General features: G+C 51.7%; 16 protein-coding genes. 9 read left to right on the top strand and 7 right to left on the bottom strand.

The window, feature by feature from the left end; translation table 11 throughout:
* The first annotated feature begins 77 nt into the window (after window positions 1–77).
* From Q3A88_RS01340 to yeiB, 3 genes are all read left to right on the top strand, one after another.
* Window positions 78–1,757 (top strand): methyl-accepting chemotaxis protein, encoded by a 1,680-nt coding sequence (locus Q3A88_RS01340; RefSeq protein WP_317177263.1) that lies wholly within the window; start codon window positions 78–80, stop codon window positions 1,755–1,757.
* 339 nt (window positions 1,758–2,096) lie between these two features.
* Window positions 2,097–2,759 carry a GTP cyclohydrolase I FolE gene (folE, locus tag Q3A88_RS01335; protein WP_005967317.1) on the top strand — a complete coding sequence of 221 codons (663 nt, stop codon included), beginning with the start codon at window positions 2,097–2,099 and terminating at the stop codon, window positions 2,757–2,759.
* Between the two features lie 121 nt (window positions 2,760–2,880).
* A complete protein-coding gene (gene yeiB / locus Q3A88_RS01330; RefSeq protein WP_233989650.1) occupies window positions 2,881–4,068 on the top strand; it encodes a DUF418 domain-containing protein YeiB in 1,188 nt (395 codons plus the stop codon).
* 9 nt (window positions 4,069–4,077) lie between these two features.
* Here the strand turns inward: yeiB and sanA are convergent, their stop codons facing one another.
* Window positions 4,078–4,857, bottom strand: a complete 780-nt coding sequence (sanA, locus tag Q3A88_RS01325; protein ID WP_317177262.1) for an outer membrane permeability protein SanA — start codon at window positions 4,855–4,857, stop codon at window positions 4,078–4,080.
* 183 nt (window positions 4,858–5,040) lie between these two features.
* Entirely contained in the window at window positions 5,041–6,354 is a 1,314-nt protein-coding gene (gene rimO, locus Q3A88_RS01320; protein ID WP_110164228.1) for a 30S ribosomal protein S12 methylthiotransferase RimO, read from the bottom strand.
* 222 nt (window positions 6,355–6,576) lie between these two features.
* On the opposite strand from rimO, the gene Q3A88_RS01315 reads away from it, so the two are divergent.
* Window positions 6,577–7,743, top strand: coding sequence for a PQQ-dependent sugar dehydrogenase (locus Q3A88_RS01315; RefSeq protein ID WP_317177261.1), 1,167 nt, complete (start codon window positions 6,577–6,579; stop codon window positions 7,741–7,743).
* Window positions 7,744–7,774: 31 nt separating this feature from the next.
* On the opposite strand, the gene Q3A88_RS01310 is transcribed toward Q3A88_RS01315, so the two are convergent.
* On the bottom strand, window positions 7,775–8,392 hold the full coding sequence (locus Q3A88_RS01310; RefSeq protein WP_104211901.1) for a glutathione S-transferase family protein: 618 nt from the start codon (window positions 8,390–8,392) through the stop codon (window positions 7,775–7,777).
* Between the two features lie 142 nt (window positions 8,393–8,534).
* On the opposite strand from Q3A88_RS01310, the gene Q3A88_RS01305 reads away from it, so the two are divergent.
* The 4 genes from Q3A88_RS01305 (at window position 8,535) to Q3A88_RS01290 (ending at window position 12,621) form a co-directional block, all read left to right on the top strand.
* A complete protein-coding gene (locus Q3A88_RS01305) occupies window positions 8,535–9,380 on the top strand; it encodes a MetQ/NlpA family ABC transporter substrate-binding protein (RefSeq protein ID WP_039287063.1) in 846 nt (281 codons plus the stop codon).
* 81 nt (window positions 9,381–9,461) lie between these two features.
* Entirely contained in the window at window positions 9,462–10,478 is a 1,017-nt protein-coding gene (locus tag Q3A88_RS01300) for a methionine ABC transporter ATP-binding protein (RefSeq protein ID WP_317177260.1), read from the top strand.
* Entirely contained in the window at window positions 10,471–11,130 is a 660-nt protein-coding gene (locus Q3A88_RS01295; protein WP_014915042.1) for a methionine ABC transporter permease, read from the top strand. The genes Q3A88_RS01300 and Q3A88_RS01295 overlap by 8 nt, the downstream gene beginning before the upstream one ends.
* Before the next feature lie 285 nt (window positions 11,131–11,415).
* Window positions 11,416–12,621, top strand: a complete 1,206-nt coding sequence (locus tag Q3A88_RS01290) for a serine hydrolase (RefSeq protein WP_039514582.1) — start codon at window positions 11,416–11,418, stop codon at window positions 12,619–12,621.
* Here Q3A88_RS01290 and deoR read toward each other — a convergent pair.
* From deoR to Q3A88_RS01275, 3 genes are all read right to left on the bottom strand, one after another.
* Window positions 12,618–13,391 (bottom strand): DNA-binding transcriptional repressor DeoR, encoded by a 774-nt coding sequence (deoR, locus tag Q3A88_RS01285; protein ID WP_317177259.1) that lies wholly within the window; start codon window positions 13,389–13,391, stop codon window positions 12,618–12,620. The genes Q3A88_RS01290 and deoR overlap by 4 nt on opposite strands.
* 31 nt (window positions 13,392–13,422) lie before the next feature.
* Entirely contained in the window at window positions 13,423–14,091 is a 669-nt protein-coding gene (gene deoC, locus Q3A88_RS01280) for a deoxyribose-phosphate aldolase (RefSeq protein WP_039287051.1), read from the bottom strand.
* 524 nt (window positions 14,092–14,615) lie between these two features.
* Window positions 14,616–16,304 carry an aspartate:alanine antiporter gene (locus Q3A88_RS01275; RefSeq protein ID WP_014915046.1) on the bottom strand — a complete coding sequence of 563 codons (1,689 nt, stop codon included), beginning with the start codon at window positions 16,302–16,304 and terminating at the stop codon, window positions 14,616–14,618.
* 375 nt (window positions 16,305–16,679) lie between these two features.
* Here Q3A88_RS01275 and Q3A88_RS01270 point away from each other — a divergent pair, with 375 nt between their 5' ends.
* Entirely contained in the window at window positions 16,680–17,051 is a 372-nt protein-coding gene (locus Q3A88_RS01270) for an inner membrane protein YbjM (protein ID WP_110163057.1), read from the top strand.
* 94 nt (window positions 17,052–17,145) lie between these two features.
* Here Q3A88_RS01270 and Q3A88_RS01265 read toward each other — a convergent pair whose 3' ends face one another.
* Entirely contained in the window at window positions 17,146–17,412 is a 267-nt protein-coding gene (locus Q3A88_RS01265; protein WP_010277298.1) for a GrxA family glutaredoxin, read from the bottom strand.
* Window positions 17,413–17,542: the final 130 nt, after the last annotated feature.

The following is a 17,542-nucleotide window of genomic DNA, read 5'->3' as shown; positions in this document are numbered from 1 at the left end:
TATTTCCAATTAAAAATGTGCGGCTATCTTGCAGAAAGCGCAGAGGAAAATCGCCAGATAATTTATAGGAGTCTTCTGTGAATTTTTTAAAAAATATCACCATCAGGGCAATGCTTTTAACAATACTGGGTCTGTTTCTGGTTGTATGGGGGGGCGCGTCTTTCTTTACCACCACCTCATTAAGCAGCATGACCAAACTATTGGAGTCCAGCGAAACTCAGCGTAAAAATGTAGAGATGCTGGTGAAAGGCAATGACCAGTATTTTCGTACGGTTACTCGTGTCGTTCGCTCGATGGATTTCCAACAAACGGGTGATGTCGCCGATGCGGAGAAAGTCTTCACGGCTGCAACCGCAGCATTTAAAATCACGTCAGATCAACTGGCTGCATTTAAACGTATTGAACATGTTGGCGTTGATAAAGAAACCGCAGACAATATGATCGCTGCATGGACCCAGTTACTCGATAACGGGTTGACGCCGATGTTGAACGCTGCGCGTGAGAATCGTCAGGAGGAGTTCCGTCAGCTTTTCCGTAAAACCTATCCGCCGTTGAGCGTGGCATTCGGTGCCAATATGGAGAAATACCAGGCGGCGATCCTTTCCTCGTCAGAGGAGTCAATGAGCGAGGTCTACGGTCTGGTTGGCTGGAGTAATCATATCCTGCTGGGCGCGGCGGTGCTTGGGCTGCTCATCCTGCTGTTGACGGATCGCTATCTGGTTCACTATCTGGTCAAGCCGTTGAATATGATCAAAGGCTATTTTCAGGTACTGGCAGCCGGACAGCTTGGTCACCCGCTTGAAGAGTTTGGCCGCAACTGTGCCGGACAGCTGATCCCTTACCTGAAAGAGATGCAGGGGAGTCTGGTTAATACCGTTTCCATCATCCGTGACAGTTCTGCATCGATTCATCAGGGCTCGAGCGAAATCAAAAGCGGTAACAACGATCTGTCCGCACGTACCGAGCAGCAGGCTGCCGCACTGGAGCAGACCGCTGCCAGTATGGAAGAGCTGAGTGCGACGGTGAAACAGAATGCCGATAACGTTCATCAGGCGACCAAGCTGGCGCAGGACGCTTCTGTTGCGGCGAAGAAAGGTGGCGACGTCACGGCTGATGTGATGGCGACGATGGCAAGTATTACGACCAGTTCGAAGAAAATTGCCGACATCACCAGCGTCATTAACGGTATTGCCTTCCAGACCAATATTCTGGCGTTGAACGCAGCGGTAGAAGCCGCCAGAGCCGGTGAACAAGGTCGTGGCTTTGCGGTGGTAGCGGGCGAAGTTCGCAATCTGGCGCAGCGCAGTGCGCAGGCGGCGAAGGAAATTGAAAGCCTGATTACGGAATCGGTTGAACGCATCAACGTGGGGTCGAATCAGGTTACACAAACCGGTGAAGCGATGGATTCCATCATTTCCGCGATTACCCGGGTGAACGATCTGATGGGAGAAATTGCCTCGGCGTCGGATGAGCAGAGCCGTGGTATTACGCAGATTGGTCAGGCTGTTACCGAGATGGATGGCGTCACACAGCAGAACGCCTCTCTGGTACAGGAATCAGCCGCCGCTGCGGCATCGCTGGAAGATCAGGCACGTCAGTTAACTGAAGCAGTATCGGTATTCCAGCTGTCGGCCGCAGATGCCCCGCGTCGTTCTCAGCAGCGTTTGGCGGAAGCGCCAGCAGTGCAGAAACCGATGTTATTAGCTGCCGCTGGTGGTAAGAAAGGTAACGCTAACGATAACTGGGAAACCTTCTGATAACCCCACAACACGCGGTATCAGGGGGCTGACAGCCGCAAAAATCAGGTGATTTATCGTTAAAAGCACTGGGATAATTTCCCGGTGCTTTTTTGTTTATCACTGACTTTTTTGTTTATCACTGAATAGTTACGGCTGAATAGACGTTTTTTTGTGCATATGATTCAACCTTGTTACTGCACATGGGGACATCCGGCACGCTTGATAACTTGAATCTATTTCAACAATCATGACATACAATCGCTGGATAATCGTGACTCTCTCAACTAGAGTGTTGACGGCGCTAGGGTCTGATCAGGGCCGTGCGATAGGCATAGTTACACCTGCAGGAGAATAATAATGTCATCACTAAGTAAAGAAGCCGTTATGGTGCACGAAGCGCTGTTGGCACGCGGTCTGGAAACGCCGCTGCGCGGGGCGTTGTTGGATCGGGATACGCGTAAGCAACGTATTGCCGAGCATATGACGGAAATTATGAATTTGCTGAGCCTCGATCTGAGCGATGACAGCCTGGCTGAAACACCGACGCGTATCGCCAAAATGTACGTTGATGAAATATTCTCCGGTTTGGACTACGCCAACTTCCCCAAAATCACCATCATTGAAAACAAAATGAAGGTCGATGAAATGGTTACCGTGCGGGATATCACGTTGACCAGCACCTGTGAACACCATTTCGTGACGATCGATGGGAAAGCAACGGTGGCGTATATTCCGAAAGACGGCGTCATCGGCTTGTCGAAGCTCAACCGAATCGTCCAGTTTTTCTCTCAGCGCCCTCAGGTGCAGGAACGCTTAACGCAGCAGATTCTGGTTGCGCTACAAACGCTGTTGGGAACCAACAACGTCGCGGTCTCGATTGATGCGGTGCACTACTGCGTGAAGGCGCGCGGCATCCGTGATGCGACCAGTGCCACGACCACAACATCGCTCGGTGGTCTGTTTAAATCCAGCCAAAATACGCGTCAGGAATTCTTGCGCGCGGTACGTCACCACAATTAAGCCTTCTTATTGACGATGATGAAGAAAATACGCTTTGTCATCGTCAAATCAGTAAGCATCTTCGCTTTTTCTCTGTATCTGCATACAATCGCTACTTCGATGATTTGAAAATGTAATTTGTATGCCTTCTCACTCTATACCGTCACTTCATTCGCCACCTTCGCGGCCACCTTCACGGATAGCCACGCTGGATTTTGCCCGCGGCGTCGCCATCTTGGGCATTTTACTGCTGAATATTACGGCGTTTGGTTTACCGCATGCGGCCTACCTGAATCCCGCCTGGCAAGGGGAACCCACGCTGTCTGATGTCTTAACCTGGGCGGCGATGGATTTGCTTGCGCAGGCGAAATTTCTGACGCTGTTTTCTCTTCTTTTTGGCGCAGGGTTACAGCTGCTGCTGTCGCGGGGAAAACGCTGGGTACATGCACGCCTGTTCTGGTTGATGATCATCGGTCTGATTCATGCCATTTTCCTGTGGGATGGCGACATTTTACTCGACTATGCGCTGATTGGACTCGTGTGTTACGGCATGATTCGTCATGCGGAAAGCAGCCGGTTGCTAATGCGGACGGGGGCGGTTCTGTATCTGGTGGGCATCGGCGTGCTGTTTGTGTTGAGCCAGATTCTGAGCCTGCAACCGGGACGTTTTTGGCTGCCGGGCATGGCGGATATCGCCTATGAAGCCTACTGGCGGGCGTTAGGCGGGCCGGAAGCGTGGGGGAATCGTGTCGACCTGCTAACGGAAAGTCTGTTGTCGCTGGGCGTGCAGTACGGCTGGCTGCTGGCGGGGTCGATGCTGCTGGGGGCTGGCTTGATGCGCAGCGGCTGGCTGAAAGGTGAATTCAGCACGGCACACTATCGTAAGGTTGCGCTGTGGCTGATTCCGCTAGGTATCGCCATTAACAGCGTTGGCGTAGTGGGGCAGTGGCTGGTGGAGTGGGAATATCGCTGGAGTGGGCTGTTATTGCAGATTCCGCGCGAGCTGAGTTCACCTTTGCAGGCGATAGGGTATCTGGCGCTGTGCTATGGCTTCTGGACCACGCTGTGCCAATCGCGCATCACCTACTGGATTACAGATGTCGGGCGCATGGCGTTAACCAACTATTTGCTGCAAACGCTGATTTGCGTCGCATTGTTTAATCAGCTTGGCCTGTTTATGGCGTTTAGCCGTCTGCAACTGCTGGCACTGGTTCCTGCTATTTGGATCGTCAATCTGGTTTTCTCTCACTACTGGCTGCGCTATTTTCGTCAGGGACCACTCGAATGGTTATGGCGCACGCTCACTAATGCGATAGGGAAAACGGCGTAGAGAAAGACGCTACGGCGCGGCCTGCTCGTGGTGAGGTTCGGATTCGGGCTCGGTTTTTGCCGGTTGCTCCGGTTTAGCCTGATGCGCTGGCGCAGGAATCACCTGTTCAGGCAGGACGGCAGGATAATCTGGAGCATCCTCTGGGATAGTATGTTCAGCAGGAATCGGCACCTGCGGCCCTAAAAAGCGCGGCTCGCGTTTCAGGATATACAGATCGAACAGCGCGCCCAAACGAGCGCCAAATTCACGAACTCGCACGGTCATCATGTTTTTCGGGGAGGACACGGCGTAACACTGTGCCTGAATACCCAGGTGCAGCGCGATGAATAGCGCACGTTCACAGTGGAAACGCTGAGTGATGATGGTGAAATCGTTGGTATCAAACACTTTGCGCGTTCTGACGATAGAATCCAGCGTACGGAACCCCGCATAATCCAGCACGATATCCGAAGGTGGAACGCCTGCGGCGATCAAATCGCGACGCATCGTCATCGGTTCATTGTAACTTTGTAGCGCGTTATCACCGCTTAATAGCAGATAGCTGACTTTACCGCTGTTGTAAGCGTTAATCGTCCCTTGCATACGGAACAGGTAATACTGATTGATTACGCCGGTACGGTAGTATTTCGCGGTCCCTAATACGACGCCGACCTGACGTTTCGGCAAGGTCTGAAGCTCATCGTAAATAAAGGGCGCGGTTTTCCAGCTGATCCAACGATCGAGGGCAAAAGCAGAGAGCAGCAGCACGCCAATGAGGGCTAACAAACCGAATGTCAGGCGTTTCCACATGCTTATGCCTCAGGTAAGGCGAGTAGACTAATCATGCCCCCAAGGCTACTTTACCTGACAGGGGGACGCAAGACGAAGGCGAGGAACGGGCGGTTTATTGATTGAATTTTCAGCGTTCGGGACGAGATGGCGTAAAAATAAAACGCCAGCCTTTCGGGCAGAAAAGCTGGCGTGACAGGAGTATTAAACTCGGCTACCCCACAGATCGTACTCGTCTGCGTGTTCAACTTTCACTTTAACGATGTCACCGACTTTCACGCCAGTTTCGCCGTTCAGGTAAACCGCGCCGTCAATCTCAGGGGCATCGGCCATGCTGCGGCCAATCGCGCCTTCTTCGTCGATTTCATCGATCAGCACCAGCACTTCACGGCCAATTTTATCCTGCAAACGCTGGGTAGAAATCGCCTGTTGAAGCTGCATGAAGCGGTGGAAACGCGCTTCTTTGATCTCTTCCGGCACCTGATCCGGCAATTCATTTGCCGCAGCACCTTCGACCGGGCTGAATTTAAAGCAGCCCACGCGGTCAAGCTTGGCTTCTGTCAGGAAGTCGAGCAGCATCTGGAAATCTTCTTCCGTTTCGCCGGGGAAGCCGACAATAAAGGTAGAACGCAGCGTTAAGTCAGGGCAGATTTCGCGCCAGCGCTTAATGCGCTCCAGCGTTCTTTCTACTGCGCCAGGGCGTTTCATCAGCTTGAGAATTTTCGGGCTGGCGTGCTGAAGCGGAATGTCCAGATAAGGCAGGATTTTGCCTTCTGCCATTAACGGGATCACATCGTCTACGTGCGGATACGGGTAGACATAGTGCAGGCGCACCCACACGCCGAGCGATGCCAGTTGCTCACACAGGCTGACCATGCTGGTTTTGACTGGTTGCCCGTTCCAAAAACCGGTACGTTGCTTCACATCTGCGCCGTACGCTGAGGTATCCTGAGAAATTACCAGCAGCTCTTTTACCCCGGCATCAACCAGACGTTTTGCTTCATCCAACACCGAGCCGATTGGACGGCTGTCCAAATCGCCACGCATAGAAGGGATGATGCAGAACGTACAGCGGTGGTTACAGCCCTCTGAAATTTTCAGGTAGGCGTAATGGCGCGGCGTGAGCTTGACTCCCTGCTCGGGAACTAAACTGGTAAACGGGTTATGCGTCGGTTTCGGGACGTATTGATGTACGTGCGACAGCACCTGCTCGTAGCTGTGCGGACCGGTAATTTCCAGAACTTTTGGATGCACTTCGCGTATTTGATTTTCTTTGGCACCCAAACAGCCCGTTACGATGACTTTACCGTTCTCATTCAGCGCTTCGCCGATGGCCTCCAGCGACTCTTGTACGGCGCTGTCAATAAAACCACAGGTATTGACGATCACCAGCTCAGCGTCGTCATAACGTGGGACGACCTGATAACCTTCAGTACGCAGTTCGGTCAGAATCCTCTCGGAGTCGACGAGGTTTTTCGGGCAACCGAGGGAAACAAAGCCGATACGTGGTTGTTGCATATTATTCGCTCACAAAATAAACAGAAAATAAAAACCGGAGGATTCTACACCATAGTTGATTATCCTTATAGTCAGTGGTGTAAAACTCAGCATTTTATCGCTGTGGAGATGACGCTTCTAATGAGCGATTTCTTCAATAAATGTAAACCTTGCCACGTTTTTTTGCACAAACACGGCCTGCCGCCTAAATTTACAGGACTTTTGTTGGATGGAGACAACGCTATGCCCTATCGCCTGATGCCTCGCAATTCTGCTTCACATCCCCTGTTACGACGATTTTCTGCTGCCCCACATTGGCTGCTGCTTAGCGCAACGCTGCTGTTTTCCAGCCAGCTCTTGGCGGCGGAACCGAAAGTGACGGAATTGCAGGATAAGCTGGATCATCCGTGGTCATTAGCGTTTTTGCCGGAAGAGCAGGGAATTCTGATTACGGAACGCGCCGGGAATTTGCGCTTATGGAAAGCGGGCAGCGCGCTGTCTGCGCCAATAGCCGGCGTACCGAAGGTCTTTGCTAAATCACAGGGCGGATTGCTGGAGGTCGCGCTATCGCCGGACTTTGCACAGAATCGACGTATCTACCTGAGCTTTGCCGAAGAAGGGAGCGAGGGTAAAGCGGGGACCGCTGTCGGCTATGGCAAACTCTCCGAGGATAATAAGCGGTTAGAGAATTTCACGGTCTTCTTCCGTCAGGAACCGAAGCTGTCGACGGGTAACCACTTCGGCGGCAAGCTGGCCTTTGATCGACAAGGGCATCTGTTTATCGCACTAGGCGAAAACAACGAACGCCCGACTGCACAAGATCTGGATAAATTACAGGGCAAAATTGTTCGCCTGACCGCGGAGGGGAAAGTACCGGCTGATAACCCGTTTGTGAATACGCCTAACGCACGACCGGAAATCTGGTCTTATGGACATCGCAACCCGCAGGGATTGGCGATTAATCCGTGGTCTGGCGTGCTGTGGGAAAATGAACATGGCCCGAAAGGCGGTGATGAAATTAACATTCCCAAAGCGGGCGAAAATTATGGCTGGCCAATTGCAACGCATGGCATTAACTATTCCGGGCTGAAGATTCCAGAAGCGAAAGGAAAAGAAATCGCCGGTATGGTGAATCCCGATTTTTATTGGGAGAAATCACCGGGCATCAGTGGAATGGCCTTCTATAACAGCGACCGTTTCCCGCAGTGGAGAAACTCAGTCTTTATCGGCGCGCTGGCAGAGAAGAACCTGATTCGGCTGACGCTTGATGGCGACAAAGTCGCGTCCCAAGAACGCTTGCTGGGCGGCCGCGGTGAACGCATCCGCGACGTAAGACTGGGGCCAGACGGCTATCTCTATCTGCTGACCGATCACGACAATGGCAAATTGCTGAAAGTCGGGCTGGATTAATAAATCAGGCACCTTACGGTGCCTGTTTCACTTAAGACAGTGGAATCATGACGTGCTTCTGATACGCCGGGCGCTCGGTGAGTTGCTGATACCAGCGTTCCAGATGAGGATGCGACTGTTGTTCAATCGGCATATTCAGCCAGCCGTAAGCAATACAGCCTAGCGGAATATCGCCAACGCCGAATTGATCGCCGGATAGCCACGGCTGATTAGCCAGAACGGTATCCACAATATCAAACAAACGTTCGCATTCGGCGATGCCTTTCTGTACCAAGGCGGTATCGCGTTTTTCCGGTGGCGTACGCACGATATTAATGAACACCGGCCCGAAGGAGACGGCGAGAGAGGTTGCCCAGTCCATCCATTTTTCGGCACTGGCACGCTTGCCCGGATCGGCAAGATACAGCGAGTCCTGACCATACTGTGCCGCCAGATAACGTACGATGGTATTGGATTCCCACAGCACCAGATCGTCGTCACGTAAACAGGGGATGAGGCCATTAGGATTCATCGCCAGATAGTCGGCTTCATGGTTAAGACCGAATTGTCCGCCTGCCACAATATGCTGATAAGGCAGCGCAAGTTCTTCCGCACACCACAGGACTTTCTTTACGTTGGTCGAGTTATCACGACCCCAAATCGTTATCATAGTTGCCCCTTTCTTCGTGAAGCCTGCCCCGGTTATCCGCGACAGTTGATGAGAAATAATGATATGCCTTTTTAGTCTTTATGATTTAACTCGTCATTCTTAATAATGACAGCAAGTTACATTCAGACAGGAAAGTTACACAATGACATTGACGCATTCTGTTCGTGCCGCGCTGGGCATCACACTACTTGCCGCCGGTATGCAACTGGCGCTGGCCAGCAGCGATCCACAGACGATCACGTTTGGCGTAGCACCCGGGCCGTATGGTGACATGGTGAATCTGGCCATCAAACCTGAGCTGGTGAAAAAAGGCTACAAGGTCGTCGTGCGTGAATTCAGCGATTACGTTCAGCCCAATCTGGCGCTGGCCAACGGCAGCATTGATGCCAACCTCTTCCAGCATACGCTGTATCTGGAAAAATTCGCTGCCGATAAAGGGTTAAAAATCTCCCCGCTGATTACCGTACCGACAGCCAGCATGGGCTTCTACTCGAAGAAAATCAAATCGCTGGATGAGCTGAAAAAAGGAGACGTGGTCACGCTCTCTAACGATGCCACCAATCTGGCGCGCGGTCTGCGTTTTCTGCAATCGATAGGGCTGGTTACGATCAAAGCTGATATCGATCCGACCAAAGCATCTGAGAAAGATATTCTTGAAAACCCGCGCGGCTTGGTCTTCAAACCGATGGAAGCGGCGCAGTTACCCCGCACGCTGGATAGCGTGACGGCATCGCTGGTGAACGGTAATTTTGCGCTGGCGTCCGGAATGAAATTGTCATCGGCTATCAAGCTGGAAACGCTGGATGAGAACCTGAAAAATATTATTGCCGTGCGTACCGACGATCTCGATAAGCCATTTGTTAAAGATACCAAAGCGATTGTGGAATCACCGGCGTATGCTGCGGTGATCAACGATCCGGCGTTGATGTATAGCCAGTTCCAGAAACCAGAATGGATGCAGGCGAAAACGCCAGCGCCCGCACAGTAAGTTTTAGGCTACACAGAATATCTTTTGGCCGGTCTATGACCGGCTTTCTTCTTTTCCGCTCAGGCCAGGAGTTTGCGGATAATGATTCAGCTAGAAGGGGTAAGCGTTGACTTCTCACAAGGGAAGCAACCAGAAAACCGCGCGGTAGACAACGTGTCGTTGCACATCCAACGGGGCGAGGTCTACGGGATTGTCGGCACCAGCGGCGCGGGGAAAAGCACGCTGCTGCGGACCATTAATCTCTTGCAGCGACCGACTGCGGGTCGCGTGCTCGTCAATGGCGTGCTCATCAGCGAATTAGCGGGGCAGCCGCTGCGGGAAGAGCGCCAGAAAATTGGCATGATCTTTCAGCATTTCAACCTGATGCAGACGCGTACCGTGGCGGAAAACGTGGCGTTCAGCCTGAAAGCCGCTGGGAAATCCAGTGCGGATATCGCGGTGCGCGTGCCGGAAATACTGCACGTGGTGGGGCTGACGGATAAAGCGTCGTCTTATCCTGCGCAGCTCAGCGGCGGACAGAAACAGCGTGTAGGTATCGCCAGAGCCATTGCTAACGATCCCGAAGTATTGCTGTGCGATGAGCCAACGTCGGCACTCGACCTGGAAACTTCAGCCGCTATTCTGGCGCTGCTGAAAGAGATTAACGAGACACTGGGCATTACTATCGTGCTGATTTCTCATGAGATGAGCGTGATTAAGGCCGTGTGCGATCGCGTGGCGGTAATGACGGGCGGGCAGGTTGTAGAAGAGGGTGATGTTTTCGATATCTTTGCGACGCCACAGCACGCGTTTACCCGTCAACTGGTATCCCACACGCTCGATCTTGCATTGCCGCCTCGCTTGTTGGTGGATTTACAGGGCACACTACTGAAGATTCTGTTCGTTGGCGAATCGGCGGAGCAACCCGTGCTGTCGGACGTGGCGATGCGCTTTGGCGTGTCCGTTAACATTCTGCACGGCAAGATCGAATACATTGGTAATCGTGCGCTAGGCATTCTCGTCGCGCTACTGACTCATCCATCCGACCCCGAAAAAGTGACCGAAGCCGTGGCGCATATTCAGGTAAGAACGGCGAACGTGGAGGTGCTACATGGCTGATTTATGGATCGATCTGGTCGCGGCGTTTGGCGAAACGTTCCAGATGGTAGGGATCTCCACGCTGCTTGCCGTGATTGGCGGTTTACCGTTGGGGCTGCTGATTTACGTCACCGACAGGAATCTGTTCTGGCAAAACCGCGCCGTTTATCTGTTTGGTACGGTACTGGTGAATATCATCCGTTCTATTCCTTTCGTGATTCTGCTGGTCTTACTGCTACCGCTGACGCAGTGTCTCTTAGGCAATACGATTGGGCCTGTAGCGGCGGCGGTGCCGATGTCGGTTGCGGCGATCGCGTTTTATGCACGTTTGGTGGATAGCGCGCTGCGTGAAATCGACCCCGGTATCGTGGAAGCGGCCGAAGCATTTGGAGCCAGCCCGATGCGTATTATTGGCACGGTGCTGTTGCCAGAGGCGAAAGCGGGACTATTGCGTGGCCTGACAATCACGCTAGTGAGTCTCATTGGCTATTCGGCGATGGCAGGCATTGTCGGCGGCGGCGGGGTGGGGGATTTGGCGATCCGCTTCGGCTATTACCGCTATGAAACCGAGGTGATGGTGATTACCGTTATTGCGCTGGTTATTCTGGTACAGGTGGTACAAACGCTGGGTGACTGGCTGTCAAAACGTGCAGATAAGCGCGAACGCCGCTAAGGGAATGTCCATCACTGGCACGAGGGAAGCTACGCTGTTATGTCCCTCGTGCTATCCGCTATTTTTCTGGTAGTCCTGCCGTCTGCATTTTCAGATATTCCTTAATTTCTCCTAAGTCCTTTTTTTATCTGCATTTTTTTAGAATCTTTCATTTCTTTGACTATCTTTACAGAAGGAACGGTTTTCATCCCAGAGATGACGCGTTACCTTTGTGTGTTACTAAAGTTTTCAAAACATATTGAAAATTAAGAATTTTTAACGACTGATGGATATCGCGGCGAACTCATGAAAACAACTCCTTTCCTGACCAGACTCACGTCTTTCTCTGTAGGTACGGTATTGCTTGTTGGTTTAGTGCCATTCACCTATGCGGAACAGTTGCCAGCGGTGCCGCAGATTGATGCCAAAGCCTATATCCTGATTGATCACCACAGCGGTAAAGTGCTGGCGGAAAGCAATGCTGATGAGCGTCTTGATCCTGCCAGTCTGACAAAAATTATGGCGAGCTATGTGATTGGGCAGGCGATCAAATCCGGTAAAATTCGTCCGACGGATGAAGTGACAGTCGGAAAAGATGCCTGGGCAACCGGCAATCCGGCGCTGCGTGGCTCGTCGCTGATGTTTCTTAAGCCGGGCGACCGCATCCCCGTTTCTGAGTTAAATAAAGGTATTGTCATTCAGTCCGGCAATGATGCCAGCATCGCGCTGGCGGATTACGTCGCGGGTAGTCAGGATGCGTTCGTTAGCCTGATGAACAATTATGCGAAGGCACTTAACCTGACGAATACGAATTTTCGGACCGTGCACGGTCTCGATGCGCCGGGGCAGTACAGTACCGCACGTGATATGGCGCTGTTAGGGCAGGCGCTGATTCGCGATGTGCCGGAAGAATATGCGTTGCACAAGGAAAAAGAGTTCACCTTCAATAACATTCGCCAGCCTAACCGTAACCGTCTGCTGTGGAGCACTAACCTGAATGTGGACGGTGTGAAAACCGGCCACACCAACGGAGCGGGGCACAATCTGGTGGCCTCGGCCACCGAGGGCAATATGCGCTTGATTTCCGTGGTGCTAGGGGCGCAAACGGATGCCATTCGCTTCCGTGAAAGTGAGAAACTGCTCACCTGGGGCTTTCGCTTTTTCGAAACGGTAACGCCTATCAAGACTGATGCGCCTTTTACTACGCAGCGGGTCTGGTTTGGTACTGAGAAAGAGGCTCGACTCGGCGTCGCACAGGATGCTGCGCTGACCATCCCGAAAGGGCAAATGAAGAACCTGAAAGCCAGCTTTACGCTAAATCAGCCGCAGCTTGCCGCACCACTGACCAAAAATCAGGTTGTCGGCACTATCGACTTCCAACTGGACGGTAAAAGCATCGGACAGCGTGAACTGGTCGCGATGGATGATATCCCCGAGGCCGGTTTCTTTAGCCGCCTCTGGGATACGGTGGTGATGAAGGTACAGCAGTGGTTCGGTGGGCTATTCGGCTAATTTCCGGGGTGGATTAACTGAATGCCGTTGTTGGAAAAATAGCGTAAGTAGGTGTCGCTCGGGGCGCTGTCGGAAATGACGGTATCAAACAGCGTCATCGGGCCAATGCAGGCGCGTTTAATCTGACCGAACTTGCTGCTGTCCGCCACTAGAATGATTCGCTGTGCGGTTGCCATCGCGCGTTGCTTCATGCCCAGTTCGGCAAAGTTAAAGCAGGTGGCACCCGCAGTCAGTTCGATACCCGCCGCAGAGATAAAGGCTTTGTTCGGACAGACGTTGTCCAGCTCGCTTCGCTGGTTGAGCGGGGTAAAAATTGCGTTATCTGGATGGTATTCCCCGCCGCACAAAATCACTCTGCACGCCTTTTTTTCCTGTAGTGCTAAAAAGGTGTTCAGGGAATAGCAAATCGCGGTAAAGGGCAACTCATCAGGAATGGCATCAATGATGAAAGGAATCGTGGTGCCACAGTCGAAAAAAACGGTATCGTTTGCTTCCACCAGATAAGCAGCCGCAGTACCGATAGCCTGCTTCTCTCTTACGTGCTTGCTCTGCTGGTCGGAGACAAAATAGTTCGTGACACCGTTATTCTTCAGGTCGCTAACCACGTAGCCGCCGAGCAGCATGACGCTGGTGGAATCGGCATTCAGATCGCGGCGCACGGTCATCTCGGACACGCCGAGTAGCTGTGCGGCGTCTTTAAGATGGAGTTTATCGGTTTTCTTTAATGCCTGAGCCAGTCTGCCGATTCGTTCGTCGCGCCGCGTTTCCATAAAATTCCCTGCTAGTAAGCTATTTTTGTTGTTAGTAGTTTCCTGCTGCGGCCGTTTCACCCGAAACGATAGCGACGCCTGAACTGGTGCCGATACGTGTGGCGCCTGCTTCAATCATACGCTGTGCCGTTTGGCGATCGCGAACCGCGCCGGATGCTTTGACACCCATGTCGCTGCCGACGGTGCTACGCATCAGTCGAACGTGTTCTTCGCGTGCGCCGCCGGTGCTGAAACCGGTAGACGTTTTGACGAACGCGACATCTAACTGACGACACATTTCACACACCAGGACAATCTGTTCGTCATCAAGCAGACAGGTTTCCAATATTACCTTCAACGGTATAGCGGCGCAAACCTCACGCACGGCCTGAATGTCCGCTTTGACGGCGGCAACATTCCCGCTTTTCAGCCAGCCGACGTTAATCACCATATCGATTTCCTGCGCACCGGCATCAATTGCCGCTTTCGCTTCAAAAGCTTTGCTGGATGTCAGGCCTGCACCAAGAGGGAAACCGATAACAGAACATACCTGTACTTCAGTGCCTTTCAGCTTTTCGGCCACGAGAGGTACGTAACCTGAGTTAACACAGACGGCATAAAAACGGTGAGCGATCGCTTCATCGCACAGGGTAACGATTTGCTGTTCGGTGGCATTGGCTGCCAACAGAGTGTGGTCGATATAGCGTGCGTAGTCAGTCATGGTAAATCCTTGGAGGTGGAGATAAGAAATCAGATAGCGTGATTATGACACTCAATGATTTTTATGTCACAAAAATAACAATGGAATTAATTTTTGTTATTTAAATAACAAAAAATGAAATGAATGTGATAGCGGATGTGGGGATATCGGGGAATAGGGAAGAGGTATACTCTAAATAATTCAAATTTCAGGAAGGCGGCAAGCGAAGGACAAATTCGTCGGGAACGAATTTGACCAGCCAACGGCTGACCTTCGGTGAGAGACAGGATGTCTCTCATTTCATCCCGATGAGTTTACACAGGTAAGTGATTCGGGTGACTGAACGTAGCCAACGCACATGCAATTTGAAGTATGACGAGTATAAGCGGAAAAGAAAACGCCCATCGTTCTTGAACCTGAAAGGCGGGAACGATGGGCTCCTCAATAAGGGGAATCAAAGAAAAGCAGTGGCACTTATTCAGACTGTAGGGCAAAGAAAAAGTTCTGGCTTTGAGAAAATAATATTGACGCTTTTTTACACTTTCTCAGCCGGGCAGTTCAGGCCAGATAACGACGATAAGTGAACCCGCTAAAGTGAGTAACACGTTAGCGATGGCATAGGTACCCGCATAGCCGAGCGCAGGGATGTTACTGCGTGCCGTATCGCTGATAATTTCCATCGCGGGGGCGCAGGTTCGTGCACCCATCATGGCACCAAACAGCAGCGCACGGTTCATTTTCAGCACATACGCACCAAACAGAAAACAAATCACCACCGGCAGCAGACTCACGATCAGCCCTGAAGCCAGCATCTGAATACCAACGTCACCCAGGCTGCTGTTTATGGTGCTACCTGCACTCAGGCCAACGCCAGCCATAAAAACCATCAGGCCGAATTCTTTGACCATGTTAAGTGCGCCTTGCGGAATATAGCCGAAGGTCGGGTGGTTGGCGCGCAGGAACCCCAGCATGATACCGGCGAACAATAATCCAGCCGCGTTACCGATGCCAAAGGTGAAGTTGCTGAATTGGATGGTGATCAGCCCGACCATCACGCCGATGACGAAAAAGGCGCAGAAGGCCAGCAGGTCGGTGACCTGGCTATGAATAGAAATGAACCCGATTCTGTCAGCAATACTTTTGACCCGGCGGGCGTCACCGCTGACCTGCAAAACATCGCCTTTATTCAGCACGACGTTATCGTCAATCGGCATTTCAATTTGGCTACGGACAATACGGTTGAGGAAACAGCCGTGATCGGTCAGCTTCAACTGGCTCAGGCGTTTGCCGACGGCATTGTGGTTCTTGACGACGATTTCTTCCGTTACGATGCGCATATCCAGCAAATCGCGGTCGAAAACCTCTTTGCCATCGCGAAAATTGGAGTTCAGGCGAGAATGGGCGTCGGGATAGCCGACCAGGGCGATCTCATCGCCGATTTGCAAGACGGCGTCACCGTCGGGGCTGGCTAAGATCCCGTTGCGTCGGATGCGCTCGATGTAGCAGCCAGTCTGGCGATAAATCCCCAGCTCGCGCAGATTCTTGCCATCCGCCCAGTCAACCAATTCCGGCCCGACGCGATAGGCGCGAATCACGGGCAGGTACACTTTTCTCTGGCTGTCTGGGTCTAATCCGCGCTCGCGGGCAATCTGCTGAGCGCTGGTAGGCAAATCCTGATGCTGGAGTTTGGGCAGGTAGCGTGCGCCAAAAATGAGGCTAACCAGCCCGACCAGATACGTCAGCGCGTAGCCCAAACTCAGGTGATCTTGCTCAATACCGAGCTGATTACCCAAGCTGGCAGTGTTGCGCAGCGTGTCGCCCGCACCGACCAGCACCGGCGTTGAGGTCATGGACCCGGCCAGCATCCCCGCTGTCAGGCCAATTCCCCAACCAAAGAATTTTCCTAAGCCTAACGCCAGTAACATGGCGCTGCCGACCATCACCAGCGCCAGCATGAAATAATTCTTTCCGTCGCGGAAGAAAATAGAAAAGAAATTTGGCCCAGCTTCCACGCCCACGCAAAAAATAAATAACATAAAGCCGAGGCTTAGCGCTTCGGTATTAATCGAAAAATGCTGTTGGCCGAGTAATAAAGAAACAACTAAAACTCCAATAGAATTACCGAGTTGTACTGGCCCGAGGCGCAATTTCCCCAGACAGAGTCCTAATGAAAGAACCACGAATAAAAGTAGAATGTAATTCCCATTTAACAAATCAGCGACGTTTATATTCATGGAATGTAACTTGTTGTTTACCAGTAAGTTCTTGATGTTATTCATTATAGCGGCTAGATTTAGCCATGAAATGCATGAATTCCCGCGACGGTATCAATACGCGTCAGCTGAAAGGAATCAGCCTCGTCCAGTATAATTTATCCGATAAAAATTGTTCAGTGTAATTATTGTTTAATTTAATGATTGTGGTGTCGCTGTTGAAGAAATGCGCTGGGTTATCGTCTTTTTCTGTGGACAGCCTGCGTGTCGAATAAATCGTAGCGAAGCCTCATGTTTTCATATCGGGGAATAGATACACCAATCATTTTTACCATGCCGCATATTTTCGGTATCTGGTTGATGCAGGTTGGGAGGCATATTGAGAAGGGGCGATTTATGGCAAGAAATAAAGGCTGGGTCGGTGCGACCTGCTGTTTTTTATTGTTCACCGTCGTGTTTCTGAGTCAAAAGATTGAGGTATCAGAGGTTGTGATGAGTGATGGGCTACACGGTAGTCCAGGAATGTTACTTTTTCTGCTGCCCGGCATGGTGGCCTGTTTTCTTTCCGCGCGCGGTCGCCTGCTTTACCCATTGTTTGGCGCACTGGCGGCAATGCCCGTGTGTTTGCTGGTGCTACACCTGTGGAGTACGCCTATGCGCTCTTTCTGGCAAGAGCTGGCCTACGTGATGAGTGCGGTTTTCTGGTGTGTATTCGGTGCGCTGGGCATGCTGTGTTTGCGTCGTCTGTATCGACGCTATCTTCGTTGACGGACGCGGTTTCGAACCCATAAAAAAAGCGCGGACTGTCGCCGCGCTATTGTTTTGGCAGTTCGATGATCTAGGTGTTCTGCCAGTGTGATGATTATGACTGGAACAGAGCCAGATGCTCTTTAGCATAGGCTTCAAAATCGGTGCAGCCGCCGATGTGTTTTTCATCCAGGAAAATCTGCGGTACGGTTTCAACCGGCTTTCCTACCGTCTTGGACAAATCTTCTTTCGAAATGCCTTCTGCGTGAATGTCTACATAGCGGAAGCTGAAGTCATCACGTTGCTCGGCCAATTTCTCTGCCAGTTCTTTCGCACGTACACAATAAGGGCAAGCGGGGCGCCCGAAAATTACAGCGAACATGTAAACTCCTTTGTAAAATTAGAAAATGTTCTCATTCTTGAAACGTATAGCGTGACGCCTATTACAGACGAGGTCACGGCTAAAAATGTTACGGTTAATGAGGTTACTGCGAATCGCGTCACTATACCGA

The organism is Pectobacterium sp. HCp5_1, from assembly GCF_032905925.1.
In the GTDB taxonomy this organism is placed as follows: Bacteria; Pseudomonadota; Gammaproteobacteria; order Enterobacterales; family Enterobacteriaceae; genus Pectobacterium; species Pectobacterium brasiliense_A.
Note: the sequence above shows the minus strand (reverse complement) of the source record. Positions and strands in the feature narration are given on the sequence as shown.